29 protein-coding genes and 3 tRNA genes are annotated in these 26,743 nt (G+C 36.8%); 13 read left to right on the forward strand and 19 right to left on the reverse strand.

The features are described from left to right. Nucleotides 1–76: 76 nt before the first annotated feature. Together gyrA and OPR43_RS07300 are read right to left on the reverse strand one after the other, a co-directional pair. Nucleotides 77–2,785 carry a DNA gyrase subunit A gene (gene gyrA, locus OPR43_RS07295; RefSeq protein WP_265034700.1) on the reverse strand — a complete coding sequence of 903 codons (2,709 nt, stop codon included), beginning with the start codon at nucleotides 2,783–2,785 and terminating at the stop codon, nucleotides 77–79. A gap of 52 nt (nucleotides 2,786–2,837) precedes the next feature. Then, nucleotides 2,838–2,910 (reverse strand) — tRNA-Val (locus tag OPR43_RS07300). A gap of 154 nt (nucleotides 2,911–3,064) precedes the next feature. On the opposite strand from OPR43_RS07300, the gene OPR43_RS07305 reads away from it, so the two are divergent. Together OPR43_RS07305 and OPR43_RS07310 are read left to right on the forward strand one after the other, a co-directional pair. Continuing rightward, a complete protein-coding gene (locus OPR43_RS07305) occupies nucleotides 3,065–3,196 on the forward strand; it encodes a hypothetical protein (protein ID WP_265034701.1) in 132 nt (43 codons plus the stop codon). Beyond that, nucleotides 3,181–3,405 carry a hypothetical protein gene (locus tag OPR43_RS07310; RefSeq protein WP_265034702.1) on the forward strand — a complete coding sequence of 75 codons (225 nt, stop codon included), beginning with the start codon at nucleotides 3,181–3,183 and terminating at the stop codon, nucleotides 3,403–3,405. The genes OPR43_RS07305 and OPR43_RS07310 overlap by 16 nt, the downstream gene beginning before the upstream one ends. A 4-nt stretch (nucleotides 3,406–3,409) precedes the next feature. Here OPR43_RS07310 and OPR43_RS07315 read toward each other — a convergent pair whose 3' ends face one another. Next, a complete protein-coding gene (locus OPR43_RS07315) occupies nucleotides 3,410–4,285 on the reverse strand; it encodes a tetratricopeptide repeat protein (RefSeq protein ID WP_265034703.1) in 876 nt (291 codons plus the stop codon). Nucleotides 4,286–4,825: 540 nt separating this feature from the next. Between OPR43_RS07315 and OPR43_RS07320 the strand changes: the two genes are divergently transcribed. Beyond that, the gene (locus OPR43_RS07320; RefSeq protein WP_265034466.1) at nucleotides 4,826–5,014 is read left to right on the forward strand and encodes a hypothetical protein; all 189 of its coding nucleotides are present in this window, start codon (nucleotides 4,826–4,828) and stop codon (nucleotides 5,012–5,014) included. A 599-nt stretch (nucleotides 5,015–5,613) separates the two neighbouring features. Here the strand turns inward: OPR43_RS07320 and OPR43_RS07325 are convergent. Then, nucleotides 5,614–6,024, reverse strand: a complete 411-nt coding sequence (locus tag OPR43_RS07325) for a DUF1284 domain-containing protein (protein ID WP_265026253.1) — start codon at nucleotides 6,022–6,024, stop codon at nucleotides 5,614–5,616. After that, nucleotides 6,021–6,548, reverse strand: a complete 528-nt coding sequence (locus OPR43_RS07330; RefSeq protein ID WP_265034704.1) for a biotin transporter BioY — start codon at nucleotides 6,546–6,548, stop codon at nucleotides 6,021–6,023. The genes OPR43_RS07325 and OPR43_RS07330 overlap by 4 nt, the downstream gene beginning before the upstream one ends. 81 nt (nucleotides 6,549–6,629) lie before the next feature. Here OPR43_RS07330 and OPR43_RS07335 point away from each other — a divergent pair, with 81 nt between their 5' ends. The 3 genes from OPR43_RS07335 to OPR43_RS07345 all read left to right on the forward strand — a co-directional run bounded on the left by OPR43_RS07335 (nucleotide 6,630) and on the right by OPR43_RS07345 (nucleotide 8,617). Next, nucleotides 6,630–7,217, forward strand: coding sequence for a nitroreductase family protein (locus OPR43_RS07335; RefSeq protein WP_265034705.1), 588 nt, complete (start codon nucleotides 6,630–6,632; stop codon nucleotides 7,215–7,217). Then, nucleotides 7,198–7,986, forward strand: a complete 789-nt coding sequence (dapF, locus tag OPR43_RS07340) for a diaminopimelate epimerase (RefSeq protein WP_265034706.1) — start codon at nucleotides 7,198–7,200, stop codon at nucleotides 7,984–7,986. The genes OPR43_RS07335 and dapF overlap by 20 nt, the downstream gene beginning before the upstream one ends. A 481-nt stretch (nucleotides 7,987–8,467) precedes the next feature. After that, nucleotides 8,468–8,617: a hypothetical protein gene (locus tag OPR43_RS07345; protein WP_265026257.1), complete on the forward strand. Its 150-nt coding sequence runs from the start codon at nucleotides 8,468–8,470 to the stop codon at nucleotides 8,615–8,617. 123 nt (nucleotides 8,618–8,740) lie between these two features. Here OPR43_RS07345 and OPR43_RS07350 read toward each other — a convergent pair whose 3' ends face one another. The 5 genes from OPR43_RS07350 to OPR43_RS07370 form a co-directional block, all read right to left on the reverse strand. Continuing rightward, entirely contained in the window at nucleotides 8,741–8,962 is a 222-nt protein-coding gene (locus tag OPR43_RS07350) for a WPE palindromic element domain-containing protein (RefSeq protein ID WP_265034707.1), read from the reverse strand. Continuing rightward, nucleotides 8,925–9,047 carry a hypothetical protein gene (locus OPR43_RS07355; RefSeq protein ID WP_265034708.1) on the reverse strand — a complete coding sequence of 41 codons (123 nt, stop codon included), beginning with the start codon at nucleotides 9,045–9,047 and terminating at the stop codon, nucleotides 8,925–8,927. Before OPR43_RS07355 ends, OPR43_RS07350 begins: the two co-directional genes overlap by 38 nt. Nucleotides 9,048–9,211: 164 nt before the next feature. Then, complete coding sequence (locus tag OPR43_RS07360) at nucleotides 9,212–9,433, reverse strand: WPE palindromic element domain-containing protein (protein ID WP_265034709.1); 222 nt, start codon at nucleotides 9,431–9,433, stop codon at nucleotides 9,212–9,214. A gap of 162 nt (nucleotides 9,434–9,595) precedes the next feature. Next, nucleotides 9,596–9,898 (reverse strand): WPE palindromic element domain-containing protein, encoded by a 303-nt coding sequence (locus OPR43_RS07365; protein WP_265034710.1) that lies wholly within the window; start codon nucleotides 9,896–9,898, stop codon nucleotides 9,596–9,598. Continuing rightward, complete coding sequence (locus OPR43_RS07370) at nucleotides 9,861–9,983, reverse strand: hypothetical protein (RefSeq protein ID WP_265034708.1); 123 nt, start codon at nucleotides 9,981–9,983, stop codon at nucleotides 9,861–9,863. The genes OPR43_RS07365 and OPR43_RS07370 overlap by 38 nt, the downstream gene beginning before the upstream one ends. Before the next feature lie 119 nt (nucleotides 9,984–10,102). Here OPR43_RS07370 and OPR43_RS07375 point away from each other — a divergent pair, with 119 nt between their 5' ends. Next, the gene (locus OPR43_RS07375; protein WP_265034711.1) at nucleotides 10,103–10,228 is read left to right on the forward strand and encodes a hypothetical protein; all 126 of its coding nucleotides are present in this window, start codon (nucleotides 10,103–10,105) and stop codon (nucleotides 10,226–10,228) included. Nucleotides 10,229–10,375: 147 nt separating this feature from the next. On the opposite strand, the gene sucD is transcribed toward OPR43_RS07375, so the two are convergent. The 7 genes from sucD to hemF all read right to left on the reverse strand — a co-directional run bounded on the left by sucD (nucleotide 10,376) and on the right by hemF (nucleotide 14,850). Continuing rightward, complete coding sequence (sucD, locus tag OPR43_RS07380) at nucleotides 10,376–11,260, reverse strand: succinate--CoA ligase subunit alpha (protein ID WP_265034712.1); 885 nt, start codon at nucleotides 11,258–11,260, stop codon at nucleotides 10,376–10,378. A 3-nt stretch (nucleotides 11,261–11,263) separates the two neighbouring features. Further along, a complete protein-coding gene (gene sucC, locus OPR43_RS07385; protein WP_265034713.1) occupies nucleotides 11,264–12,415 on the reverse strand; it encodes an ADP-forming succinate--CoA ligase subunit beta in 1,152 nt (383 codons plus the stop codon). A gap of 37 nt (nucleotides 12,416–12,452) precedes the next feature. Next, nucleotides 12,453–12,653, reverse strand: a complete 201-nt coding sequence (rpsU, locus tag OPR43_RS07390) for a 30S ribosomal protein S21 (protein WP_006279819.1) — start codon at nucleotides 12,651–12,653, stop codon at nucleotides 12,453–12,455. Between the two features lie 199 nt (nucleotides 12,654–12,852). Continuing rightward, a tRNA-Pro gene (locus tag OPR43_RS07395) sits at nucleotides 12,853–12,926 on the reverse strand. A gap of 209 nt (nucleotides 12,927–13,135) precedes the next feature. Then, nucleotides 13,136–13,822 carry a 16S rRNA (uracil(1498)-N(3))-methyltransferase gene (locus OPR43_RS07400; protein ID WP_265034714.1) on the reverse strand — a complete coding sequence of 229 codons (687 nt, stop codon included), beginning with the start codon at nucleotides 13,820–13,822 and terminating at the stop codon, nucleotides 13,136–13,138. 28 nt (nucleotides 13,823–13,850) lie between these two features. Beyond that, nucleotides 13,851–13,922: transfer RNA gene (locus OPR43_RS07405), tRNA-Glu, on the reverse strand. A 103-nt stretch (nucleotides 13,923–14,025) separates the two neighbouring features. Further along, complete coding sequence (gene hemF, locus OPR43_RS07410) at nucleotides 14,026–14,850, reverse strand: oxygen-dependent coproporphyrinogen oxidase (protein WP_265034715.1); 825 nt, start codon at nucleotides 14,848–14,850, stop codon at nucleotides 14,026–14,028. Between the two features lie 160 nt (nucleotides 14,851–15,010). Between hemF and OPR43_RS07415 the strand changes: the two genes are divergently transcribed. The 6 genes from OPR43_RS07415 to hemA all read left to right on the forward strand — a co-directional run bounded on the left by OPR43_RS07415 (nucleotide 15,011) and on the right by hemA (nucleotide 25,474). Then, nucleotides 15,011–17,491, forward strand: a complete 2,481-nt coding sequence (locus tag OPR43_RS07415) for a response regulator (RefSeq protein ID WP_265034716.1) — start codon at nucleotides 15,011–15,013, stop codon at nucleotides 17,489–17,491. 90 nt (nucleotides 17,492–17,581) lie between these two features. Next, nucleotides 17,582–18,424: a ParA family protein gene (locus tag OPR43_RS07420; protein ID WP_265034717.1), complete on the forward strand. Its 843-nt coding sequence runs from the start codon at nucleotides 17,582–17,584 to the stop codon at nucleotides 18,422–18,424. After that, nucleotides 18,421–19,272 carry a ParB/RepB/Spo0J family partition protein gene (locus OPR43_RS07425; protein ID WP_265034718.1) on the forward strand — a complete coding sequence of 284 codons (852 nt, stop codon included), beginning with the start codon at nucleotides 18,421–18,423 and terminating at the stop codon, nucleotides 19,270–19,272. The genes OPR43_RS07420 and OPR43_RS07425 overlap by 4 nt, the downstream gene beginning before the upstream one ends. A 231-nt stretch (nucleotides 19,273–19,503) precedes the next feature. Next, a complete protein-coding gene (gene htpG, locus OPR43_RS07430; protein ID WP_265034719.1) occupies nucleotides 19,504–21,408 on the forward strand; it encodes a molecular chaperone HtpG in 1,905 nt (634 codons plus the stop codon). Nucleotides 21,409–21,446: 38 nt separating this feature from the next. Continuing rightward, a complete protein-coding gene (locus OPR43_RS07435) occupies nucleotides 21,447–24,203 on the forward strand; it encodes a host RNA manipulator TomO (RefSeq protein WP_265034720.1) in 2,757 nt (918 codons plus the stop codon). A 68-nt stretch (nucleotides 24,204–24,271) separates the two neighbouring features. Then, nucleotides 24,272–25,474 carry a 5-aminolevulinate synthase gene (gene hemA / locus OPR43_RS07440; RefSeq protein ID WP_265034721.1) on the forward strand — a complete coding sequence of 401 codons (1,203 nt, stop codon included), beginning with the start codon at nucleotides 24,272–24,274 and terminating at the stop codon, nucleotides 25,472–25,474. Here hemA and OPR43_RS07445 read toward each other — a convergent pair. Continuing rightward, complete coding sequence (locus tag OPR43_RS07445) at nucleotides 25,466–26,164, reverse strand: inositol monophosphatase family protein (RefSeq protein ID WP_265034722.1); 699 nt, start codon at nucleotides 26,162–26,164, stop codon at nucleotides 25,466–25,468. The two genes, hemA and OPR43_RS07445, sit on opposite strands and share 9 nt — an antisense overlap. Next, nucleotides 26,165–26,731: an elongation factor P gene (gene efp, locus OPR43_RS07450; RefSeq protein WP_265026164.1), complete on the reverse strand. Its 567-nt coding sequence runs from the start codon at nucleotides 26,729–26,731 to the stop codon at nucleotides 26,165–26,167. It lies immediately after the preceding gene. Nucleotides 26,732–26,743 lie beyond the last annotated feature (12 nt).

Raw genomic sequence — 26,743 nt, forward strand, 5'->3', positions numbered from 1 at the left:
TTAGCCATAAGTATATATTTTAATTTAAATACTGCGTATTAATCAACAAAAACTTGCGCTTTTTGTTTAACCTGTACTACAGTTGAGAAGAGATAGAGTTTTCAACTTCAGAAATACTATCTTCAGTGGAATCAGGATCTTCAATTTTCGCTACTGACACCACCTTTTCTCTACTCTCTGTTTTAAACAGAGTGACTCCTTGAGTGCTACGTCCTGCAATTCTGATATCATTTACTGAAATACGAATTAACTTTCCTTTATCTGTAATAAGCATGATATTATCACCCTGCTCAACTGGAAAACTAGCAACAACATTGCCGTTTCTGCTGGTAGTAAGAATATTGGTGATACCAACACCACCCCTGTTAGTTATTCTATACTCATACGCAGAAGTTCTTTTACCAAAGCCATTTTCGGTAATAGTTAATATAAACTCCTCATTCACTGCAAGTTTTAAGAATAATTCGTTATCTATTCCTAAATCATTCAAAGTCTTTTCCAATTTAGAATCAATGGAGTTATTAATTGCAGTCCCCAGTCTTTTTGCAAGTGGAACTTTTAAGTAAAGTTCTTTTGTTTCTGTTGCTACACCTATCCCATTTAATATGGTCATGGATATCACGCTGTCATTCTTTACAAGTTTGATACCTCTTACGCCATCTGAATTGCGACTCTTAAATTGACGCACATCACTTACAACAAATCTGATACTTTTTCCAAGCGTTGTTGAAAGTAAAACATGATCAATTTCATTGCATACTTTAACCGATATTAATTTGTCTCCTTCATCGAGCTTTATTGCTATTTTTCCATTGCTTGGAATATAGTGAAAGTCCGCTAAAGAGTTACGCCTTATGTTTCCATAGGCAGTAGCAAAAACTATGTTTTGATTTTCGTCATTTTCACTTGGCAACGGCATTATATTAGTTATAGTTTCACCATCGCTAAGCGGAAATATGTTAACAAGCGCTCTTCCACGTGCAGTTGGTTCTGCAAGAGGCAACTTATAAACCTTTAATCTATAAACTCGGCCAATATTAGAAAAGAATAAAAGGCTAGTGTGGGTATTTTCAACAAATAATTTTGTGATTACATCCTCTTCTTTTAACCCCTGTCCTAGCTTTCCTTTTCCACCACGATGCTGAGTTTTGTAGTGAGAAAGCTTCACACGCTTGATATAACCATTCATAGTTACGGTTATCACCATATCCTCTTGTGGAATTAGATCTTCAGCTTCAATGTCCGTATCTGATTCCTCTATTGCAGTTTTTCGTGGTACGGCAAATCTGTTCTTTATTTCTTGTAAATTGTTTTTTATTTCCTTCATCAACTTCTCTTCTGAGCCAAGAAAAGCGATATATTCTTTTATCAGGTTGATCATTGAACTTAGCTCAGCTTCTAATTTGTCTTTTTCAAGGCCTGTTAAACGCTGCAGTTTCATATCAAGGATAGCCTTAATTTGTAGCTCAGTTAATCTATACACTCCATCTTTCAAAAAGCTTGCGCTATCTGAAATCAACTCAATAATAGTGTTGATTTCATTCGAAGTTTTCCATTCTTTATTTAAAAGTTCTCTACTTGCTTCCGCAGGATCTTTTGCACCACGGATGATTTTTATCACTTCATCTATGCTCAAGACCGCAATGTAGAGCCCTATATATATATGAGCTTTTTCCCTCGTTTTTCTTAGACGAAATTCTGTTCTCCTGATTAATACTTCTTTTCTAAAGTCAACAAAAGCAGCTATGATTTCTTTTAATGACATCAAAGCAGGCTTGTTGTTGTTAAGGACTAAAGTGTTAACACTAAAACTACTTTTTAGTGGAGTGAGTCCCAGTATTTGATTAAGTATAAAATCTGCTGCAGCATTTCTTCTGAGGTCAATTACTACTCTAATACCAGACTTATCGGACTCATCCCTAATTTCTGTTATGCCATCAATTCTTTTTTCTTTTACAAGTTCACCTATCTTCTCAATTAATTTTACTTTATTTACCTGGTAAGGTATTTCATCAATCACTATTGCTTGCCTATCTTGTGGCAGGTCTTCCATGTGAGTCTTGCCTTGCACAACAATTGATCCACGACCCGTTGCAAATGCTGATCTTATTCCAGACCTTCCAAGAATCGTTCCCCCAGTTGGGAAATCCGGCCCTGGCATCACTTCAAGTAACTCATCAAAAGTAACTTCAGGATTATCTACATATAATATACAAGCATCTATTATTTCTCCAAGATTATGAGAAGGAATATTGGTTGCCATACCAACTGCAACACCACTTGCACCGTTTACCAATAGATTCGGAAACTCTGCAGGCAGCACAATAGGCTCTGTTTCATTTCCATCGTAGTTTGGCCTAAAATCAACTGTATCTTCATCAATATCATTCAGTAAAAAGTGCGACACTTTTTGAAGTCTTGCTTCTGTGTATCGCATTGAAGCTGGTGGATCTCCATCTATCGAACCAAAGTTACCTTGCCCATCAATAAGTGGTAAAAGAAGAGAAAAATCTTGAGCCATCCTGACCAAGGAATCGTAAATAGCTGCATCACCATGTGGGTGATATTTCCCCATTACATCCCCTACTATACGAGCCGCTTTTTTATATGGCTTACCGGCATCGAATCCAGCTCTTGACATTGCATATAATATACGCCTATGAACAGGTTTAAATCCATCCCGCACGTCAGGTATAGCCCTGCTTATGATAACGCTCATTGCGTAGGAGAGATAAGAATCTTCCAGCTCTTTTACTATTGAGATTGGTACTATATTATCCTGCATTTTCTATACTTTGATCGAAGTAATTAATAATACTAACATTTAGTTAAGCAAATGGGCAATGACAGACTTGAACTGCCGACCTCCTCGGTGTAAACGAGATGCTCTACCAGCTGAGCTAATTGCCCCTTTAGATCTAATTCTATAGCTCAATATTATTATTGTAAACAAAAATAGCGATAAATTGTATCCGTTCAGCAGAGTGGCAAAATAGGTAGACAAGGTGATCTAAAAAGATAATCATAGGGTAAATGTGAGCTTACAATAAATGGTGTCATCCCAGTGCCCAGACACTGGGATTCAGAAAAAAGAATGGTGTCATTCCAGTGCTTGACACTGGAATCCAGCTTTTTCATAATCATTAAAACGTTGTATTTTAACATAAAACAGCTATTTTTATGCTCGCCAACTTAATAAAATTCCTGGATCCCAGTGTCAAGCACTGGGATGACACCCTCCTGATGGGCCAAAATCACAATGTTCGTACAGTTATGCATTTGTTGTGCAAATTACCTTTGCAAACAAATGTTCGTACAGCTGTGCGTCACGCACTTTGCTTCAATATTTGCACATTAGCCACTCCCCTGAACAGATACGATAAATTAGATTTAGGTAAGCTATAAGCTTTTATGAAATCTTTGGGTGCATACTGTGGAGTTTTATAAATTTTAGTCTTGCTGTCGCTTTGTATAAAGGTATTTTTTCACTCACATCTTTCGAAGTTGTAGCCATGTTCAACAACTTTAAGTAGAATATTGTAGCATTTTTAAAATCTGAAAGTTTATCTAGAATAACAGCTAAATTATAGGTATAAAAAATATTGTTTTCATCAAGGGAAATAGCAGTTGTCATATACTCCTTACCTTTTACATAATCCTCCTTTTTCATATAAATCAGACCTAAATTTGCTAATAAAGGAGCATAATTTTTATGTATATCATACAATTTTAACATTTCACTCAACGCCAGATCAGGATCATATTGTGAGATTATCGTCAGAAAATTTTTTAATATGTAAGGGTTACTAGGGTGTTCTTTTAACAGTCTTGTGTAAATCTCTACAGCTTTTTTGTATTCTTTATTAACGTAATAAATGTTCCCCAATCCAATTAAAGCATTTTTATGATAAGGAAACTTTGCGATAATCTGATTAAGGAGAGAAATAGCTGTCTCATTATCTCCTAACTCAAAAGAATCTTTTGCTTTTTTTAAAGTAGAGTATATGTCAAAACTCTTGCCAGAATTCTGCGCAATTTTGATATTAAATTTATCACTTTTTCTCTCAATAACATCAAGATCTTTATATTTTTTATCAGCTTTTATATGCTTGACAACACTATCAAAGGCCTTCTGTATCTCCAAATTTTCACTAGCATAGGTAACAGAAGACCTACATAAAATCACAATGCAAATTAACATGCAGACAAACATAGATCTTAGTGTTGTGGCATTGGCTGCAGCGTGTAACCAGTAAACCTTATTTTTTTGAGCTATGCGCAACACATTACAAATTTATAAATGCTAAATTACCTATCTCATACAATAATAAAGATATTATTAATTAGCGGGACGAACATGCTGTGTTGCCTTTTAGAACGCACTTATCTTTTGTCTTCTACATTTTGCTTTATTAGACTTCTTGCATAACCCAAACTTAAGTAGAAAAAAGGCAAATAGTTAATATAGCTCTAAGTTTACCGATGATAAGAACCGTCATTCAAGTAGCCCCTCCCTGCCATCTAAGTAGCCTTCTTCTCCTGTCATCCCAGCACCTTCTTCCTGTTATCTAAGTAGCTGACTACTTGGATCCAGAAAACTTAACTTTAAATAAGTGGCTGCATCTAGATTCCAGACTGAAATGACAAGGCTATAAGTGTCAACACTGGGTTAGCCCAAGCGAGACGTCATACCGCCACGAACCGTCATACCGCCGCGGTATCTCTAGATCCCGCTAACAAGCAGCGGGATGACGAGCTTATCGTCATTCCACCACAAACCGTCATACCGCTGCGGTATCTCTAGATCCCGCTAACACGTAGCGGAATGACGATTGTCAGGCTAGCTGTCATCCCAGTTTGGAATCCAGGAAAAAGAATGGTGTCATCCCAGTGCCCAGACACTGGGATCCAGGAAAGTTTGCTTGTTTACAAGCAAACTAGCATAGAAAGTGGTTACAACGTTTTCGATGAGATTATATGGAAAACTGGATTCCAGTGTCAAGCACTGGAATGACATCACAGGGGCACTGGAATGACACCTCTCTTGGGCTCTTTTAGCTACAAACATTAAGAAATTTACCAAATAAAAAAAAAGGCAAAAGAAGCCCTGGGGTTATTATCCGCTTTAAAATATTGGCGTTTTTTATGTTTTAAACGCTTGACAAGCGAGATTCAGCTGCTTTTAATTGCAACTAACCTACGCTGCAAATGTTTAAGAAATTTACTAAGCAGAAAAAAAGACAAAGAATCCCCGAGTTAGCTAGTCTTTTACTATCTCTGTCGAGTATTGGCATTTTTTGATGTCTTGTAACGCTTTATAAGCGCGTTCAGCTTATTTAGATAAAAATCTAGATGTAGATGAAGTTTTGTAAAGACATACAGTATCTATATACTGCAAAAAATTGAACATAAGACGCCGATACATTAAGTAATCCTTACCTTTTAATCTGCAGATTGGCGAAAGCAAATACAATAGCTTCAGTTTTATGATAAGGGGGCTGGCGAAGCTTGTCAAGGAAGTTTTTTCGTTTCTACTGAATGACAATTGTGGTTTGGGAGGTGATGCAAGAAGTCTATTTCCACAAAAATGCTTCAATTTATCTTAACATTTTGTCAACTACCTTTGTAGGAATGACAATTTAAAAGGGCATCTTTACATATTCCATATGGCTGCCAGTTGCACCCTTCACATGCGTAATCAAATTTCTTTAAAGACATTTTCTCTCTAATCTTTTTTACTGCCTCATTCCAAGTTAAAGCCTCGCCAATTTTTATTCCTAAAATTTCCATATGCCTTCTATCTAGCTGTAAAACTTTAGCTTGTGTGGTACATTCACCTTGTTTAGTCTGATTTGGACAAGCACTACAGATACTATCAAGGTTACCAACTACTTCGATTTGAGTGTTAGGATCACTAATTACTTTGCTTGCTATCTTTTTATAATTTTCTACAAAACCCTGAGAATACCCATATCCCCGAAACGCGAGGGTGCACATAAAATGATGAGGGCGAAATTTTATCATTTTTTCAAATATTGCAAAGCTGCTACAAGTAGAAAAATTTTTACCAAACCAGGAAGGATAAATGGTAAAACACCCACCATTATTGCTTGTTCCAGACCCAAGTAAACAGCAAGCCAACTAACACCACAAATAAAGATTATAACTGTACCAGCCAGACAACTTAAAGAATTACACACAAATGATTTATACTTAGAGTTCAGTAATTCATTTACTTCGCCCATCACTATGACAGCAGCTAAACAGCCAATTAAATATCCACCTGTTGGTCTGAGAAAAATGTGATAACCACCAGAAAAATTCGCAAGAACAGGAAATCCTATTGCACCAAGTGATAGATATGTAAGCACAGAATAGAATGCTGTTCTGCGGTTAAATTTAAGCCCAATAAGCATTACTCCTAAAGTTTGCAATGTGATAGGCACAGGCTGCAATGGTATGCTTATTTGAGCCATCAAGAATAAAAGTAAAACGCAAGACAATATTTCAGCCAGTGTTGATCTACTGCTAGATTGTGTTATAAACATACCTTCCCAATAAAAATAACTTATAAAATGTAATATATATAAGAGGTTTTGCAATTTAAATTTTGTTTATATTGTGCTACAATGAATTATTTATGCACTATTAAATTAAAAATGATAAGTAAACAAGATCTATTATCGTTGATGAAAGCAAGACACAGCGGACGTTCATACGATCCTACAAGAGCAATATCTCAGGAAGACATGGATATTTTAATGGAAGCTGTAAGGCTGACTCCCTCATGTTTTGGTGATGAACCTTGGAGATATGTGATATGCAACAAACAGAACAATCAAAATGCATGGGAAAAGCTGCTAAGTTGTCTTGATGAATCTAATCAAAAATGGGCAAAAGATGCACAAGTGTTAATCATATCTTTCAGTGCTAAAAATTTCCGCAAATCTGGTAAAGGAGAAAATCTTTGGGCTAATCACGACACTGGTGCAGCGAATTATGGACTTATGTTACAAGCTGCAGCTATGAACTTAATGGCCCATCAAATGGGTGGATTTGATAGAGATAAAATAGTGAAAGAGTTCAATATACCCAATGACTTTAACGTAATGTCAGTGATAGCGGTTGGTTACGAAGAAGAGGATGCTGAAATCAAAGAGAAAAAAAGAAGGTCAGTAGAAGAAATATTTTTCTACGATGAGTGGCCAAAATTCTGAAAATTTTATCAAAATGCACGGTACTGGCAATAATTTTGTTATCATAGACTCACGTTCAGCAAATGATTTAAATTGGAACTATAAAAAAATTGCTAACCAAAACGGTTGCGATCAAGTCATAGTGATAACAAACTCCAGTTTAGCCGATTGCTTTATGCATATCTATAATGCTGATGGTAGCAAAGCTGAAATGTGCGGAAATGCAGCACGTTGCGTTGGATATTTGCTAATGTCAGAAAAAGGTGCTGAATACTCCATTATTGAGCTAACAAGCAAACGCATCTTAGAGTGTTTTAAAGTGGGTGATAAATCCATAAAGGTTAACATGGGTAAACCTTTGCTAAAATGGCATGAAATTCCCTTGTCTACTGAGTGTGACACTCTTCACTTACCTATAGAGCTTGAAATGCTAAAAGATCCTGTTGCAGTAAATATTGGCAATCCTCACATAGTTTTTTTTGTTGATAACATAAGTGAAATACCATTGCGAAATTTAGGACCAAAGCTAGAAAATCACGCATTATTTCCTCAGAAAATTAATGTTAGTATTGCACAAGTTGAAAAATCTGGAGAAATAGCTTTAAGAGTTTGGGAAAGAGGTACAGGCATTACTGCATCGTGCGGTAGTGCAGCCTGTGCAGCACTTGTTGCATCCACACTACGTGGATATCTGACTGCCCAACAGACTTCAGTAGATTTACCAGGAGGTAAGTTATTAATCGAATGGGCAAATAACGTATTCATGACCGGTGATATAGGATTTTTGTGATAATTGTTTTCACAATGCAAAAACCACTTGACAAACTCCGCCAGCCCCCTTATCATGATGCTGAAGGTATTCAGTTATCTTCATCTGTGCAGATTAAACAGCAAGAAAACAACGTAGTTGGCGTCTTATTTTTAATTTTTTGCACTATGTGCACCTTATGTCTTCACAATATTTCTAGGTTTTTACCTATATAAGCTGAAACGCGCTTATAAGTCGTTTAAGACAGTATAGTACGCCAATTTGCAGGATTAGGGAGTGAACACTAATTACCACGGGGTTTCTTTTGCCTTTTTTTCTGCTTAGTAAATTTCTTAAACATTTTAGCTAAGGTTAGTTGCACTTAAAAGCAGCTAAATTGCAGTGTTTAAGACTTAAAAAACGCCAATACTGAAAATAGACAGTGACCAGGGTTTCTTTTGCCTTTTTTTTCGTTTGGTAAATTTCTTAACGTTTATAGCTAACATGAAGCTAAGTACGAACTTTGTTAAACACAACAAATGGTGTCATGCCAGTGCTTGACACTGGCATCCAGCCTTCCTGCAATCTCATCGAAAACGTTGTATTTCAACGTAAAACATCTATTTTTATGCTTATCAACTTAGCTGGATCCCAGTGTCAAGCACTGGGATGACATTATAGGGGCGCTGGCCTGACAATCGTCATCCCGCTGCTTGTTAGCGGGATCTATGCTAAGAGATACCGTGACGGTATGACGGTTCGCGGCGGCATGACAGCTAAGTAACTCGTCATCCCGCTACGTGTTAGCGGGATCTAGAGATACCGTGACGGTATGACGTAGGACTGCTGTCATGCCAGTGCTTGACACTGGCATCCAGTCTTTATTATGCAGCCACTTGGTTAGAATTAAGTTTTCTGGATCCCAGTGTCTGGGCACTGGGATGACACCTCTGGGCACTGCCGTCATAAAGGAACCAGTGTCAGCTACTTGAATGACAGCTAGCCTGACAATCGTCATCCCGCTGCTTGTTAGCGGGATCTAGAGATACCGCGAATGAATCGCGGTATGACGGTTCGCGGTGGTATGACGATAACCTCGTCATCCCGCTACGTGTTAGCGGGATCTATGCTAAGAGATACCGTGACGGTATGACGGTTCGCTGCGGTATAGTAATTCGTCATCCCGCTACGTGTTAGCGGGATCTAGAGATACCGTGACGGTATGACGGTTCGCGGCGGCATGACAGCTAAGTAATTCGTCATCCCGCTACGTGTTAGCGGGATCTAGAGATACCGCGGCGGTATGACGTAGGACTGCTGTCATGCCAGTGCTTGACACTGGCATCCAGTCTTTATTATGCAGCCACTTGGTTAGAATTAAGTTTTCTGGATCCCAGTGTCTGGGCACTGGGATGACACCTCTGGGCACTGCCGTCATAAAGGAACCAGTGTCAGCTACTTGAATGACAGCTAGCCTGACAATCGTCATCCCGCTGCTTGTTAGCGGGATCTAGAGATACCGCGAATGAATCGCGGTGTGACGGTTCGCGGCGGTATAGTGATTCGTCATCCCGCTACGTGTTAGCGGGATCTAGAGATACCGCGGCGGTATGACGGTTTGTGGTGGAATGACGATAAGCTCGTCATCCCGCTACGTGTTAGCGGGATCTAGAGATACCGTGACGGTATGACGGTTCGCGGCGGCATGACAGCTAAGTAACTCGTCATCCCGCTGCTTGTTAGCGGGATCTAGAGATACCGTGACGGTATGACGTAGGACTGCTGTCATGCCAGTGCTTGACACTGGCATCCAGTCTTTATTATGCAGCCACTTGGTTAGAATTAAGTTTTCTGGATCCCAGTGTCTGGGCACTGGGATGACACCTCTGGGCACTGCCGTCATAAAGGAACCAGTGTCAGCTACTTGAATGACAGCTAGCCTGACAATCGTCATCCCGCTGCTTGTTAGCGGGATCTAGAGATACCGCGAATGAATCGCGGTATGACGGTTCGCGGTGGTATGACGATAACCTCGTCATCCCGCTACGTGTTAGCGGGATCTATGCTAAGAGATACCGTGACGGTATGACGGTTCGCTGCGGTATAGTAATTCGTCATCCCGCTACGTGTTAGCGGGATCTAGAGATACCGCGGCGGTATGACGGTCTGCGGCGGTATGACGGTTCGCGGTGGCATGACGATAACCTCGTCATCCCGCTGCTTGTTAGAGGATGAGATACCGCGAATGAATCGCGGTGTGACGGTTCGCGGCGGTATGACGTAGAGTCAGCGTTAGCTATAACACAACACTTTTATACTCACCAAATCAGTTTGCTTGTAAGCAAGCAAACTTTCCTGGATCCAAGTAGTCAAGGCACTGGGATGACATCATTCTTGGTCCCTTATATCACAACGTTCGTACAGTTGCGTTTTAGGTTAGGCACTGATGCATTACTTCCAAAACTTTTTTACCAATCACCGCAGGGGTTTCAGCAATTGCAATCCCGGCACTCCGCATAACTTCTAGTTTTGCACCAGCACTTCCACCGCTGGAAGAGATGATTGCTCCAGCGTGTCCCATACGTCTTCCTGGAGGTGCTGTTTGACCTGCTACAAAACCAACGATTGGCTTTTTAGTCTTTTCTGTTTTCACAAAATGTGATACATCTTCTTCTTCGTTTCCACCTATTTCACCAATAACTACAATACCATGAGTATCGTCATCTTTTAAAAAGAGCTCCATACAGTCGACAAATGTCATACCATGAACTGGATCTCCCCCAATTCCGATACATGTGGATTGACCAAGACCAACAGCGGTTGTTTGTGCTACTGCTTCGTAAGTTAAAGTTCCAGAGCGAGACATAATTCCTATGTATCCACGCTTATGGATATGGCCAGGCATAATTCCTATTTTGCACTCTTCAGGCGTAATAATTCCCGGACAGTTGGGACCAACCAATCGACTTTTTGAATCAACAAGCGCGCGCTTAACTTTCACCATATCAAGTATAGGAATGCCCTCTGTAATACAAACTATCAATTCTATTTTTGCATCTATTGCTTCAAGTATTGCAGCAGCAGCAAATTTAGCAGGTACATATATTACCGTGGCATTCGCATCAGTTTTTTCTCTAGCTTCTGCTACAGTATTAAAAACCGGTAAATTAAGGTGAGTGCTACCACCCTTTCCAGGAGTTACACCGCCAACCATTTTCGTCCCGTAGTCAATAGCTTGCTCTGAATGAAACGTACCTTGTGCACCAGTAAAACCCTGGCATATTAATCTTGTATCTTTATTTACTAAAACGGACATGCTTTATTTTACCTCTTTTACTATCTTTTGCGTAGCATCACCCAGTTCATCTGCAGCAATAATATTTAATCCTGACTCTTCTAAGATTTTTTTTCCTTCTTCAAAATTAGTACCTGATAATCTAACCACTAGAGGAACTTTAATGCTCATTTCTTTTGCAGCCGCAACAATTCCACTTGCGATAATATCGCAACGCATTATACCACCAAATATATTAACCAAAATTCCTCTTACGTTGCTATCAGACAATATGATTTTAAATGCTTCAGTTACAGTTTCTTTACTCGCTCCACCACCAACATCCAAAAAGTTAGCAGGCTCTGCTCCGTAGTATTTTATTATATCCATTGTTGCCATAGCAAGACCTGCACCATTTACCATGCAACCAATACTGCCATCCATTTTGATGTAACTGAGCCCATACTTTGAAGCCTCTATCTCTTCTTTCACTTCTTCATCATAATCACGAAGTTCCATAATTTCTGGGTGACGATATAAAGCATTGTCATCGAAATTAATTTTCGCATCGAGCGCAATAAAATCTCCAGAACTTGTTTCAACCAGTGGATTAATTTCAATTTGGCTCGCATCAGTTGCAATAAACGCATCATATATATTTTTTGCAACATTTGTTATTTTTTCTATTTGTTCTGGACTCAAATGAAAACTGCTGCTTAACTTGCTGCTATCAAAACTTGTAGCAGAATCAATATCAAATTTCACAATTTTTGCGGGAGAATTTTTCGCCACTTCTTCAATGTCCATTCCACCTTCTGAGGAAAATATGAATATTGGCCTACTGAGCTTCGGGTCGATTACCAGGCTTAAATAATACTCTTTCTTAATGCTTGAGCCTTCTTCAACGTACACTTTTCTTACTTGCTGCCCGCTTGGCCCTGTTTGATGAGTAACTAAAGTCATACCAATCATGTCCTTTACAAACTGTTGAGCTTCTTCAGCTGACTTTGCTAGCTTTACGCCACCGGCTTTACCCCTACCACCTGCATGAATTTGAGCTTTAACTACAAACACGTCAGATTTTAATTGACTTACTTGAGTCTTTACTTCTTCCGCAGATGTAGCAACAAAACCTTTTGGCACTGGGACATTAAATTTATGCAAAACTTCTTTCGCTTGATATTCGTGAATATTCATAAAACAACCAATGATAAACTATTAACTTGAGTACAAACTACCAACCATAACGCTGCCTTCTGCACTCTTGTTGGTACCTCTTTTTTTTAGCTTCAGCTTTCTTTTTGGCTCTTTTTTCTGATTTTTTTTCATGATATTGTTTTTTCATTTTCAACCCTCTTCCTTCCTTTTGAATTGTTTTTTTCAATACTGGAAGAGCTCTGTCTACATCACCATAATGGACTGATACTTCTATCAAACTCTATACCTCCTTCGGTAATCATTTCAAAATCTATTTATAAATTAGAAAATTAACATTGTCAATTATTTTATAAACTTGAGCGTTAAAATGTAATATGCCACAATTTACATGGTAAATGATGTCATTCCAGTGTCAGCTACTTGCTTACTGATGGAGATTGCTCTTATGTTACAGCGTTTTTACAATTATACTAACATCGGGGCGGAGAGATTTGAACTCCCGACCCTTTGGTCCCAAACCAAATGCGCTACCAGGCTGCGCTACGCCCCGACTTCTTTACTCAGAGTATCAATAACTCAGGCAAAATGCAAGATTCATTTGTTTACTTTAGAAAAAATATAATACGAGATTTAATATTATCTTAGAATATGTTTTTTATTAGCTCCTCTTTAACAACAGACTGCTTCGTAGAGAGTCTACAGAGTTTTTGTGCGCGCAACACTGAACCAGATTTCTTTATCTTAGCCATATTTAAAAATCTAGCTACACCAATTGGTGAAAGTTAGTGCAGCAACTACAGCAGTATCGACTCTTAAAATTCTTTTTCCTAGACTCAATTTTTGACAAAACTTATCGGCAAGATCAAGTTCATAAGATGAAAAACCACCTTCAGGGCCAACAATAATAGCAACATTTTTTTTGCCTTTCAGCACTTTATCAGCTTTACCTGTTTCATCACATAAAACAAAATTTTTACTCTGGGAATCAGGTAACTCACAAAAGTTAATAGGAGGCAAAATCTCTGGTATACTCATCCTACCGGATTGTTCCGCAGCTTCGATTGCCTGTAATTTTGCTCTACTTAGGTTAATGTTTTTTACTACTGTACGTTCCGTTGAAATAAATTGAATGCAGGTTACTCCCATTTCAGTTGCCTGTCTTACTATGTTGCCCAAAGCACCACTTTTTACCATGGCACAATATAAGTATAAATTTTCCTCATACTGCTGTTGTTTAGTACATTCTTTGAGTGTAACTTTTGTCAATTTACGCGATATATTAACTACTTCTCCTAACCATTCTCCATCTTTTCCATTAAAAAGAGAGAGATTATCATACTTCTTAAGCCGCATTACATTGCAAATATAGTGACTTTGTTGTGGATTAAGTGCTAAACTCATGCCTTGTGATAAAGCTTCTTCAACATAAAGCCTAATTTTTCCCATTTAAAACTTTAATTATATTCTATTTGAGTGACTCTTACGGGATTTGAACCCGTGTTACCACCGTGAAAGGGTGGTGTCCTAACCACTAGACGAAAGAGTCAATGTTAATAACTCAAGTTATATTGATTATGCACATAAAGTCAATTCAATTGTTTTACGACACAAGCAGTTTTTGTGAAATCCCAATTTGTAATAAGAGTGATTTACACCCACTTAACAAGTGGTGGCATTGACATCATAATTGCATCTGGATTGCCGTCAGTCATCAAACCAAACCTTGTGCCACGATCGTATAACAGATTGAATTCTACATATCTGCCACGTTTTATTAATTGATTTTCTCGTTGTTCTTTTGTCCAAGATTTTTGTATATGTTTACGTATGATGTGCAAATAAATTTCCAAAAAGGCTTCACCTACTGCTTTTGTGAACTCAAAATCATTCTCCCAATTGCCAGAACTCAGATTATCATAGAAAATACCACCAATGCCACGCGGCTCTTTTCTGTGTTGTAAGAAAAAATAGTTGTCACATTGCTCTTTAAATTTTGGATAATATCCGGTGTCAAATCTATCACATGTCATTTTGATTGATTCATGAATATACTTGCAATCTTCTTCATTTTTATATATCGGCGTAAAATCCATTCCTCCACCAAACCATTGTTTTGAAGTATATATCAGCCTTGTGTTCATATGCGCTGCAGGGATAAGGGGCGATTGCATATGAGACACTAAAGATATACCGCTTGCCCAAAACTCTCCGTTACTTTCACTTGCACCAGGAATCTCATTAATGGCTGAATCTGCAAATTTTCCGTGTACTTTTGAAACGTTTACTCCAACTTTTTCAAAAACATTACCAAAAATAATTGTAGATTCACCACCTCCACCACCTGGGCGATCCCACTTTCTCTTTTCGATCTTTGGCTCTGCGGATGATTGTTTTTCAATTAATAAGAAAGATTCTATAATCTTATCTCTTAGTGCACAGAACCACTTAAATGCTTGTGTTCTTTGTTTTTCCATAATATCCTCTCGCTAGCTTATTAACATTGTTATATCTGATATTTAAGGAACTTAATTAGATTTGGATGATAATTATCTATCAAAGACGTTAATAAATCTATAATAATTAAATCAATATAATAAAACATTTTCGTATGTACAACGATGCCAAGTAACAATAATGAGTAAAAGATACATAGATAACAAAAAAGAGAACAGGGTTGACTTCATACTAAGAAATTATGGAATGTCAATTGTTGTGATGGCAGTTATTATGCTCTTACCTCCAGTAGCAATATCGATACTCTACTTTTTTGATATATATAGTCAGCATATTAATATAGAGATTAATTTATTAGTTAGCATTCTAACAACTCTCTTTATGATATATAATGTAAAACGCTACAGATACCTACTTAATACTATAGAATTTCAAAATGCAATATTTGCAAATGCACTAAATCATAATACAGAATTTTGCCTTATTTTACACAAAGATGAGGGTATTATTTATGCTGATGCAAGGTTCTACGAAAGGTTTAAAGATCATATAGATGATGACATTACGTTGGGCAAGATTCTTGAAATAGGAGATGTTTCAGAAGAAGACAAAAAAGTACTCTATCATGCACTAAAAAATAACTCTTCTGTACAGGTATGCATTTCCTTAAACAAGAAGAATAGAGTATCTAACTTTCTTTTGCTCTTTGAGCCGATACCAGATAATCCCCAAATTGCTATAAATAGTAATAAGATTTTAAATTTATCATTAGTGCCAATAGCAAGGCCAGATGGGTATTTTGTGTTAAAAGCAACACAGACAAACAAGGAGCAGATATATGAAGAGTTAATAGAAAAACACAGTATAGGAACTTACATTGCAAATGCCAAAGGGGTGATTTTATCTGTAAATAAAAGATTTTTAGACATATTTGAACTGAAAAAACTGGAAAAAGGTAGCTCAATCAGTGATTTTATATCTCAATCTAAATATAACAATACAACAACCGATAATGAAATTTTGTTTTTTACTATAAGTGGTATTCCATTCAAGGCTTATATGAGCACTGCTATATTTTGTGATAAATACAACCATAGCTATATATATGGCTTTATAACACCAACCGAATCAAATATTGTTGATTATCAATTACACCCTTGTTTTGCAAATTCATCAATTGCTATTGCACAATGTGACATAAATGGCAACTTTGTAAAGAAAAATACGGCACTAATAAAGCTTGCAGGGTCAGATAATAATTCAATCTTTACATTGATATTGGATAGTTATCATGTGAAAATACGTGAATATTTTTCGAGTAATAGAATAAATAATGCATCCTTTGATGTACAGCTCAACGGCGGTAATAACATAAAAATATATTTCAATAAGTTTCTTCATAACAAAATGATCTTCATACTTTGTTATTTTATTGACAATACTGAACACAAAAACCTAGAGATAAAGCTTGAGCATTATCAAAAGATGCAAGCTATAGGGCAGTTAGCAGGTGGTATTGCGCACGATTTCAACAATATATTGACTGGGATAATAGGATTTTGCGATTTGCTTTTACTCCAACATTCAGCTGGTGATCCATCTTTTGGAGATATAATACAGATACAGCAAAATGCAAAGCGTGGATCAAATTTAGTAAGACAATTGCTTGCTTTTTCAAGAAGACAGACCTTGCAGCCAAAAATTATTGATGTAAATAGTACTATAGCTAATCTTTATGAAATGATAAAAAGATTAATAGGTGAAAATATAAAATTTAATATTTATTATGGTAGAGACTTGGGTGCTGTTAGGGCTGATCAAGGGCAATTAGAGCAAGTTATACTTAACTTAGCAGTCAATGCTAGTGCTGCTATGGAAAAGGGTGGAGAATTAACTATACGAACCTTTAATCAAAAGATTGACTCATTAAATTCTACACCTCAGGATATGTTTTCTCCAGACAAGGAAGCGATTGAACATGGAAATTATGTTGTGATTGAAGTAATTGATACAGGATGTGGAATGACGAGTGATACAACTGAAAAGATCTTTGATCCATTTTTTTCTACTAAAGATATTGCTTCCGGTACAGGTCTTGGCCTCTCTACTGTATATGGCATTATTAAACAAACTGAAGGATACATCTATGTTGCTAGCAAAGTAAATCATGGAACTAAATTTAGCATATTTTTGCCCATGGTTTACATATCAGATGAAAATTTGAGAGAGGAAGATAGTGAAGAAATAGAAAGACCGGTAGTAAGTGAAATTAAAGGTAATGGTATAATTTTATTGATCGAAGATGAAGATTCAGTAAGGGAATTCATCTCTAAAGCACTCAAAAGAAAAGGATTTGATGTAATAGAAGCGAGCATAGGCAGCGAGGCGCTAGAAATAATCAGTAAAAAAAGTCAACACATAGATCTTATAATCACTGATGTAATCATGCCAGAGGTGAGCGGCCCAGAAATAGTTAAAGAAGCATTGATCCATAGGCCAAATATCAACGTTATTTTTATTTCTGGGTATGCAGAAGATGCTTTTTTAAAGAGTGATGACATCAATATAGAAGATTTTCACTTTTTGCCAAAACCATTCACTCTGAATGAATTAGGAGACAAAGTTCAAAGTGTATTACACGAAGCAAAAAAAATAGTCTAATTTTAGTACGATTAGCAACAAAAAAATTTTCTAATGCAAAAGTTTCTTGCATATATACAATAGAATTATTTTATACATAAGATAAAAGGCGTGAGCAAGATTATTGCAATAGTAAATCAAAAGGGTGGAGTTGGCAAAACCACAACTAGTATAAATTTATCGACAGCCTTTGCTGCTGTGGGAAAAAGCACTTTATTGGTAGATCTTGATCCTCAAGGAAATGCTAGTACAGGGCTCGGGATTTCTTATCGTAGTAGGGAAGAAAAAAATATATACAAAATACTACTGAGCAGCGAAAATAAATTGATAGAATCGGCAATTTTCAATATAAAGGAAATTCCAAATTTATCACTAATTTCGTCAGTAGTTGATTTATCAGCTGCAGAAATTGAATTATCGCAACTTGAGCGAGGAAAATTTGTGCTAAAAAGCGCATTAGAGAAGATATGCGATAATTATGAGTATATAATCATTGATTGCCCTCCATCACTTGGGCTTCTAACCATAAATGCTTTGACTGCTGCTAATTCTATTATTGTTCCTCTTCAGTGTGAATTTTTTGCTCTGGAAGGATTAAGCCATTTAGTTAAAACTGTAGAACTGATAAAAAGGAATAACCTAAACCCTTTTTTGGCAATAGAAGGGATAGTGTTAACAATGTATGACAGGCGTAACAAACTCAGTGAACAGATTAAAAACGATATTTGCCAGTATTTAAATGATAAAGTATACAAAACTATCATCCCATTGTATGAGACTGTTATTCCACGTAACGTACGGTTATCAGAAGCGCCTTCTCATGGAAAACCCGCTATTGTGTATGATCTTAAGTGTCCTGGTGCACAAGCATATATAAGTTTGGCAAGGGAAATTTTAAAAAAGCACGCGAGCAGTTGTAAGGAAAAGAAGCTAGTGAGTGAGGGCGTGGTATGAAGGATGATAGACGCCTCGGCAGAGGTCTTGCCGGCCTCATAGGCGATAATTATGATAATAAAGAAGATCGACAAGAGTATTTGCCTATTTCATTACTGCACCCAAGCAAATTTCAACCGAGGAAACATTTTGACGAGGAATCATTAAGAGAACTTGCAAGTTCAATAGAGAAAAACGGCATTATACAGCCTATCGTGGTACGCAAAGATTCAAATGATGATGGTTACGAAATAATAGCTGGGGAACGTCGTTGGCGAGCAAGCAAGATTGCAAATCTTAATAGTGCACCGGTTATCATAAAAGATTTGAACGACAAGGAATGCTTGGAAGTATCCATAATTGAAAACATACAAAGACAAGATATTAATCCAATAGAAGAAGGTGAAGCTTACAGAAAACTGATAGATGAGTTTTTCTATACACATGAAGAATTAGCTTCAGCTATAGGCAAAAGCCGCAGCCACATAACTAATATGACTCGGATGTTATCACTTCCCTATAGTGTGAAAATGATGATCAATGAAAAAAAATTGTCTATGGGTCATGCAAGAACACTGATTAATGTTGAAAATGCAGAAGATATTGCAGAAAGAATAGTTTCTCAGGCCTTAAGTGTTAGACAAACTGAAAAATTGATAAAAGACTTACACCAAAATAATAATCAAAAAGAGCAGAGATATACTAGAAATCAAGATATGACGGTAATAGAAGGCGCTATATCTTCTCAACTTGGTTTAAAGATCAAAATTAATGACAACAATTCTAAGGGTAAAGTTATGATACGGTATAATAATCCAAATGAATTAGATTTAATATTGAAAGTTTTGAATAGGAAACTTGAGGCATAGCTAGTAGCTGCCAGCAAAGCAACAAACCAATATCAACTGTTGGTGTCACCCAAGTAGCTCACAGAAGCGAAAAAGCTGCTTGACACACTGCCAAAAGTTTGTTATGCAAGAGATCCCATAAATTGGGTGTCATAATAACTACACCCACATTAATTTTGATGTACGTGACCTTGAAAGATCGTAATTCAATACTTAAATTATTAGGATAGTAGGCTAATCATGGAGCTCAAAATGCATAACGTACAAGAAACTGAAAATTTAAAATTTGATGCTGAAGTAGGAAAAGTACTGAATATAGTGATTCATTCACTTTATACTAATAAGGACATTTTTCTGCGTGAGTTAATATCAAATGCATCGGATGCATGTGATAAGTTGCGTTATGAATCTCAACTAAATCCTAATTTGCTGGATTCTAGTGATGAATTAAAAATCACTATCAGCTCCAATAAAGATAAGAACGAGCTATATATCACTGATAATGGCATCGGAATGAACAGACAGGATTTAATAGATAATCTTGGTACAATTGCAAGCTCTGGTACGCAAAAGTTCTTGGATGCGATTAAGAATAGCAAGGATTCAAGCCAAACTGTGGAGCTGATTGGGAAGTTTGGTGTTGGTTTTTACTCAAGCTTTATGGTTGCATCAGAAGTAATAGTAGAATCGAGAAAAGCTGGAGAAGAGGAGTCTTGGATCTGGCAATCCAAAGGAGATGGAGAGTATTTGATAAGTAAACTAGATAATCAAATTTCTCGTGGAACTAAAATTACACTCATTATGCATCCTGAAGAAAACGAGTTTTTAGATAAATTTCGTATTGAAAATATTGTCACTACTTACTCTGATCACATAAACTTTCCTGTTGAATTCATAAATGAAGAAGGAAAAAGTGAAAAGTTAAACAGTAAGGCTGCAATTTGGACTAAGCTAAAAAATGATGTTACTCAAGAGGAGCACAACGATTTTTTCCGCAGTGTTGCTCACGTTGGCGGGGAGCCTTGGATGATATTGCATAATAAAAATGAAGGTGCAATAGAATATACGAATTTGCTTTATGTTCCTTCCATTAAACCTTTTGATTTATTCCATCCAGATAGACGTTGCTCTGTTAAGTTATATGTAAATAAAGTATTTATCACTGAAGATAATGTACAGATCATACCGCAGTATTTACGTTTCTTGAAAGGTATTGTTGATTCACCGGACTTGCCTCTTAATATCAGCAGAGAAACACTGCAGAACAATCGTGTTGTTGAGCAAATCAGGAAATCCCTCACTAAACGCGCGATATCAGAGCTTGGTAAAAAGGCAAAAGAGAATTTAGAAGAATACACAAAATTCTGGACCAATTTTGGTGCAGTTTTAAAGGAAGGTCTTTGCGAAGCTATGCCAACTGATGAGAGAGAGGCACTGCTCTCGATTTGCAGATTTCATAGCACTGGTGATGAGAAATTAGTCAGCATTGATGACTATATAAGCAGAATGAAGCCTGAGCAGGAGCATATCTATTATCTCACCGGAAACAGCTTGGATTCAGTGAAAAACAGTCCACAACTTGAGGGGTTTGTCAGCAAAGGACTAGAAGTGCTCCTATTTGTTGATCCAGTTGATGACTTTTGGACTAGTGTAATTCATGAATACAAAGATCAGAAAATCAAGTCTGTGACCCGCGCTGATGTTGATTTGGAAAAATTCTCTTCAGAAGAAGATAAGAAAGATCAAGAAAATAAATCGAATGAAGAAAAAACTGAGGAAAATGCAGATTCTATACTGCAATATTTCACCAAGGTTCTTGGCAATTCAGTGAAAAGCGTAAAAATTTCCAAAAAGCTAACCGGTAGTCCCGTATGCCTGGCGGTTGACGAAGGTGCTATGGATCTTCGCATGGAGCGTTTTTTACGCGAACAAAAGCAGCTAAATTACCGCACGCCAAAGGTGCTGGAAATTAACACTAAACATCCTGTAATAAAAAGCATAATGAAATCTCACGCTGAAAGTGGTGAAACCCCAACATTGGAGGACATGGTTCACTTATTGTTTTACCAAGCTTGCATCGTGGAAGGCGAAGAGATGGATGACGCGAGCAGCTTTGCTAAGAGACTGAATAATTTGCTTGGCAAGATTTCTGTTTAATGCTATACTTAGCTTAGCTGCTAGTTAGGAGGTAAAACATGTTTGGTTCCAATTTTAGAGACTTTGTATCACAAGATACAACTTCACAGGGCCAATCAAATTCTGAAAGATTAATCAAAAGTTGGCATGGTTTTGAAAAACCAGATTCTGAAGATTCAGGTATTGAAGAAGAGTTTGAAGTTTTAGATAGCGAAAGTCAAGAGATACCAGCTAATCCATGTGATACACTCCCTGAAGATCTGAGTCTAGAGAATGAAATACTTGCAAACTTTCCTGATGGTTGTGATAGGTCGTTTACTGTAGAGTTAAAAGATGAAGATTCATATGGTATCATTCCTAAAAACTTAACTTTTGCTGAGATTATAAATATCTTAAATCAAGCTATACAAGAAGATAATTGTGAAGAATTAGACAAGGTTGTACAAAATATTGAAAATTATGAAGGCAGGTCTATTACGCTGGATAATGAAAATCTCAAAGATTTCTGTTCAAATCAACTTAATTTGGAGTTACAAAACAGAAGCAACCATCAACATATATATTCAAATGTACTATCACAGTATAAATTTGACCAAGTAGAGTTCAAGTATGATTATTCAGTAAAAGAATTGGTACTATTGGCAATTGCAGCTAATGACAAGCTAGTAGAGCAATATCAGGATTTTCTTTTTGCTGAAGAAAATTTAAGTCTTTTACCTCTCCTTGTTGGTGGTCAAAAATATATTGAAGCTTTTATAGAAAAATTCCATGGTACCGATGGAGTTTATGGAAGATTAAAAGGTCAAGCTATACAACTTGTCGAACCTAATAAGATTGACTTCTTCTCAGCTACAGCATTAAGAAAAGAGCAAGAATTATTAAATGCAGTTTTTGTCGAATACGTTTTAAGAGATTTTGGACAGGTGTTAAAAACAAGTAAACCTGATCCTTTGTATGGTGTGCTTGAAACAGCGTCTCTGATCAAAAATGAAGAATTCATCACGATAGTGCTGGATGCATTTGAAAGATATATTAATGAGCCAACTAAAAAAGCCTCAACAGAAGAGTTATTAAAAAAGAGCTTTGCTACCTTGTTAGAAACTGCGATAAGTCAAGAACACATATCTGTCATTGAATACTTGTGCAAACGATACACTAATAGTGCAGATCATGCCATTTACGATGTATATAAACAAGCATTTACAGATGATAAAGTTATTACAATACTAAGGCAACAAATCCTGAAAAACATAGGAGCTCGTGGCAGAAAAGAAATTTATGATTTAATTCTGAAAACTGCATTGGATGCTGGCAATATTGCATTTATTGAGCACCTATGCAAAGAATGTGCTGAATGCGTCAATGATGTTATTAATTATCTTGATCATAAACTTAAAAATAACGAATTTGATGAAATATATGAATCAATTCTAGTTGCATTGTCTAATACTGGAAGTCAAGACATTATAATCAGTGTTCTAGCTCATGTTCAAATTTATCAAAGCATACTCAATAATAAACAGCAAGTAGTCAGGCAAACCATACAAAATATACTGAGCAATGCGATAAAAGAAGCTAGTTATGGAGTTGTTGTACCCTTATGTCAGCATGTTGACCTAAAATTCGCAGCTCTTCAGGCAATATGCAAGGAAGAATTTGAGAAAGCTTTACCAGTAGTTGCAGAACAGCTTGAAAAAATAAGTATGGAGCTTTCTCCAAGTATGACTCGTAATGAGTATCAAAAAAATAGGGATACTTTGAATAATCTATATCTAATTAGAAGTTTGTTAGAAAGTAGTAAATTAATCAATACTTCCAGTAAAGCAAATATACAGACACAAGCGAATACACAAGTTAATAAAAGAAGCAGTGATAATGCAGTATCACCTATTGTGAATGTAGAGGATACCTCAGCTATGATAGGCGAAACTGCAACCTCAAGCCAAGCAGTGGATGGAAAAAATAATAGTCAATTAAGTAGTCAAAAATCCAAAAGTACTGACAGTCAAAAGGTGGAAGAAAATGCTCTTGCACAAAAAGGAGAAAGCGATGTACTAAATAGCATGAGGGTTTCAATAACGGGGCCTATAAGTAATAATTTTGAGGAGGGTGAAATGGGTAAAAATAGTAACAAGCAACGCCAAGAGAGAATAAAACAATCTAAAAAAGAAAAAAAGAAAAATGAACAAAAAAAAGAAGAGCAATTTAGGGAAACATATATTGGTAACAATAATAGTTCACAGGTAACTACTGAAGAGGATGATAAGAACGATGCTACCGCACCATTAGTTGATATTGGTAAGAAAGAGCAAACTCCTGTTCAACCTGCTGAACATGTACCACAATATGGTCTTGGTAATACTTCAGTTCAACCTGATAACAGTGATACATCAGTAATTGTAGAAAAAGGACCTGTGTTAGGTGCAGCAAATGGTGAGGATAGTTCTGCACATGAAGGTAATGATAGACAAGATACACAATCGAAATCAAGTTCAGCAGAAGTACCTTTAGTAGGTAACAAAAAACTTGAACAAAATGGTATTCCAACCAACAGCAAACAGTCTACTAATCCAACCAATGGTTCACAAAATATAAAAAGTAGTAAGCTGCCTGTTATAGCTGCTTCTGCATTAGCAGTAGCTGGAGTTGTTTCAGGAATAGCTATTGCAGTTTACTTGGAAATGCTAGCTGCAGGAATAGCAGTTGGAGCTTGTTGTCTGGTTGCTGCTGCAGTTATATACTGCTGCACACCTAAAAGCTCAGTTGAAAACAGCAATGTTGAAACTGTTAAAACAGCTGAACTAACAGCACAATAAGGAATAAATATTGTAGTTTACCATTTAATAATTTATTATAATTATATTAATTATTAGCGAATGAAAACTTGGTAAACTACGAAGAAATATTCTTGAACAAAATCAAAGATATAAAAGATGAGGGGCGCTACCGTGAATTTACGAACTTTGCGTCATTGCCAGGTAGGCTCCCCCACATTATGGACTATGAAAGAAATAGGGAAGTAATAGTCTGGTGCAGTAATAACTATTTGGGAATGTCACAGAACGAGAAAGTTATTGCCGCTATTCAAAATTCATCTGTTGGCGCTGGAGGAACAAGAAATATATCTGGCACAACAAAAGAGGTTGTCGAACTGGAAAAATCCCTAGCTTGTTTACATAAAAAAGAGGCTGCTTTAACTTTTGCTTGTGGCTACCTCGCTAACCAGACAACACTTAGCACTTTATCGTCTGTTATTCCTGACGTAGTAATTTTCTCAGATGAGAAAAACCATTCTTCGATGATAGAAGGCATAAAATCAGGAAAAAGACCAAAACATATATTTAGACATAATGATGTTGATCACTTAGAGCAGTTGTTAAAGTCCGTAGACACAAAAACACCAAAGATAATAGCACTTGAATCCGTATATTCAATGGATGGCGATATAGCGCCGCTTGAAGCGATATGTGATCTTGCAGATCAACATAATGCAATCACCTATTTGGATGAGGTGCACGCAGTTGGCATGTATGGTTCACATGGTGGCGGAATTGCAGAAAGAGAAGGCCTGGTGGATAGAATAACCGTTATTCAAGGTACACTATCGAAGGCTTTTGGAGTGATGGGTGGGTATATAGCGTCTTCAAAGAGCTTGGTAGATGTAATAAGAAGTTCCGCTCCAGGATTTATTTTCACCACTGCTATGTCGCCTGTTTTAGCAGCGGCAGCAAAGGCAAGCGTTGAGCACCTAAAATCGAGCAACATTGAAAGGGAAAAGCAAAAGCAAGTCGTTGAAAAAGTAAAAAACTCACTGAGAAATGCAGGAATTAACTTCATTCCAACAGAAACTCATATAATTCCAATAATAATTGGCGACCCAGAGTTATCCAAAGGAGCATCAAAATTATTATTTGATGAGTATGGAATATACGTTCAACATATAAATTACCCGACAGTTCCAAGAGGAACTGAGCGTTTCCGTATTACCCCTACACCTTATCATACTGATGAAATGATAGAACATTTAACAGAATCTCTTGTAAAAGTTTTCGAAAAGTTGTCTATCTCTGTAGCCTGTTTATCCTAATTTAATATCGCCAGCAATAATTAATCCGTTGTCTTCCGTTAGCCTTCCACCGCTTTCTTGCAGAAAAAGCCTACCGAGCGAAGTTTTGTATTTGTTAATTCCAGAGTAAACTATTCCACTGTATCTTCCTGCAGCAAGATATGCAAAACCCAGAACTGTTGAACCGATGGAGCGTACATTACTATTGCCAGGCAGCAATTTATTTAACAAATTACCACTTACATCTATTAGACCCCCTTCACGGCTTTTCACTCGCATTTTTATATGACGAGATCTAAAATCCTCAAGAAAAGCACCTTTCTTTTCTTCTGCCCAAAAAGTTTCTCTAAGAGCCGGAGCATCAATTACAGCTGCTACAACTTTGTTTTTATGAATGAGGCAGACTGATACTGCAAAATAAACCATACAACTAGAAAAATTCTCCCTGCCCTCTATAGGCATAATAAACCAGGTATAAGTGTCATCTTTTACTTCTTGATCAGTATCATCTTCGGAAATAAACCCATAGTCTCGTTTGTAGTCGTGCAAGCAATCGTATATGGTTTGCTTGGATTTTGAATAAGTTTTATTGATAAAGTCCGCTGACTTAACACTGGAGATTTGCAATTCATTAAAATCGCGCATAAGCTGCTTGGAAGCACTGCGTACAGAATCAAGCATCACATTGATTCGTGGTGAGGAAATGGACATTTACTCTTTTACTCTTTCGTAATAGCTGTCATCAGTAGTGTGTACTATAATTTTATCCTCTTCTTTTATAAACTGAGGCACGTTAACACGCATTCCGTTTTCTAAAATTGCAGGCTTATAAGAAGCAGTAGCAGTTTGTCCTTTAATAACAGACTCTGTTTCTTTCACAGCAAGTGTAACATAATCAGGCACATGCGCAGAAATTATTTTGTCTTGATAAGTTACTACTTTAATTTTCATATTATCTTGCAAATAAATCTTTTTTTCTCCCAATAATTCTAAATTTATAGTGATTTGTTCGTAATTACTTGGATGCATAAGATTTACAATGTTTCCTTCAGTGAAAAGGTAAACATACTCCTCTTCATCTAAAATTGCCCTTCTGATTGTTGCATCAGAGCGAAATCTTTCATAGTGTTTTGCTCCGGTTTTGATGTTTTTCATTTCGGCTTGTATGTATGCACCACCTTTACCAGGTTGAGTATGCATAATACCTACAACCAAAAATAATCCGCCGTTATGTTCCAACACCTGACCTGGTCTGATATCGTTAGCTCTTTCTGCCATAATTACATTTTC

It is taken from the genome of Wolbachia endosymbiont (group A) of Apoderus coryli, from assembly GCF_947251615.1.
Taxonomy (GTDB): domain Bacteria; phylum Pseudomonadota; class Alphaproteobacteria; order Rickettsiales; family Anaplasmataceae; genus Wolbachia.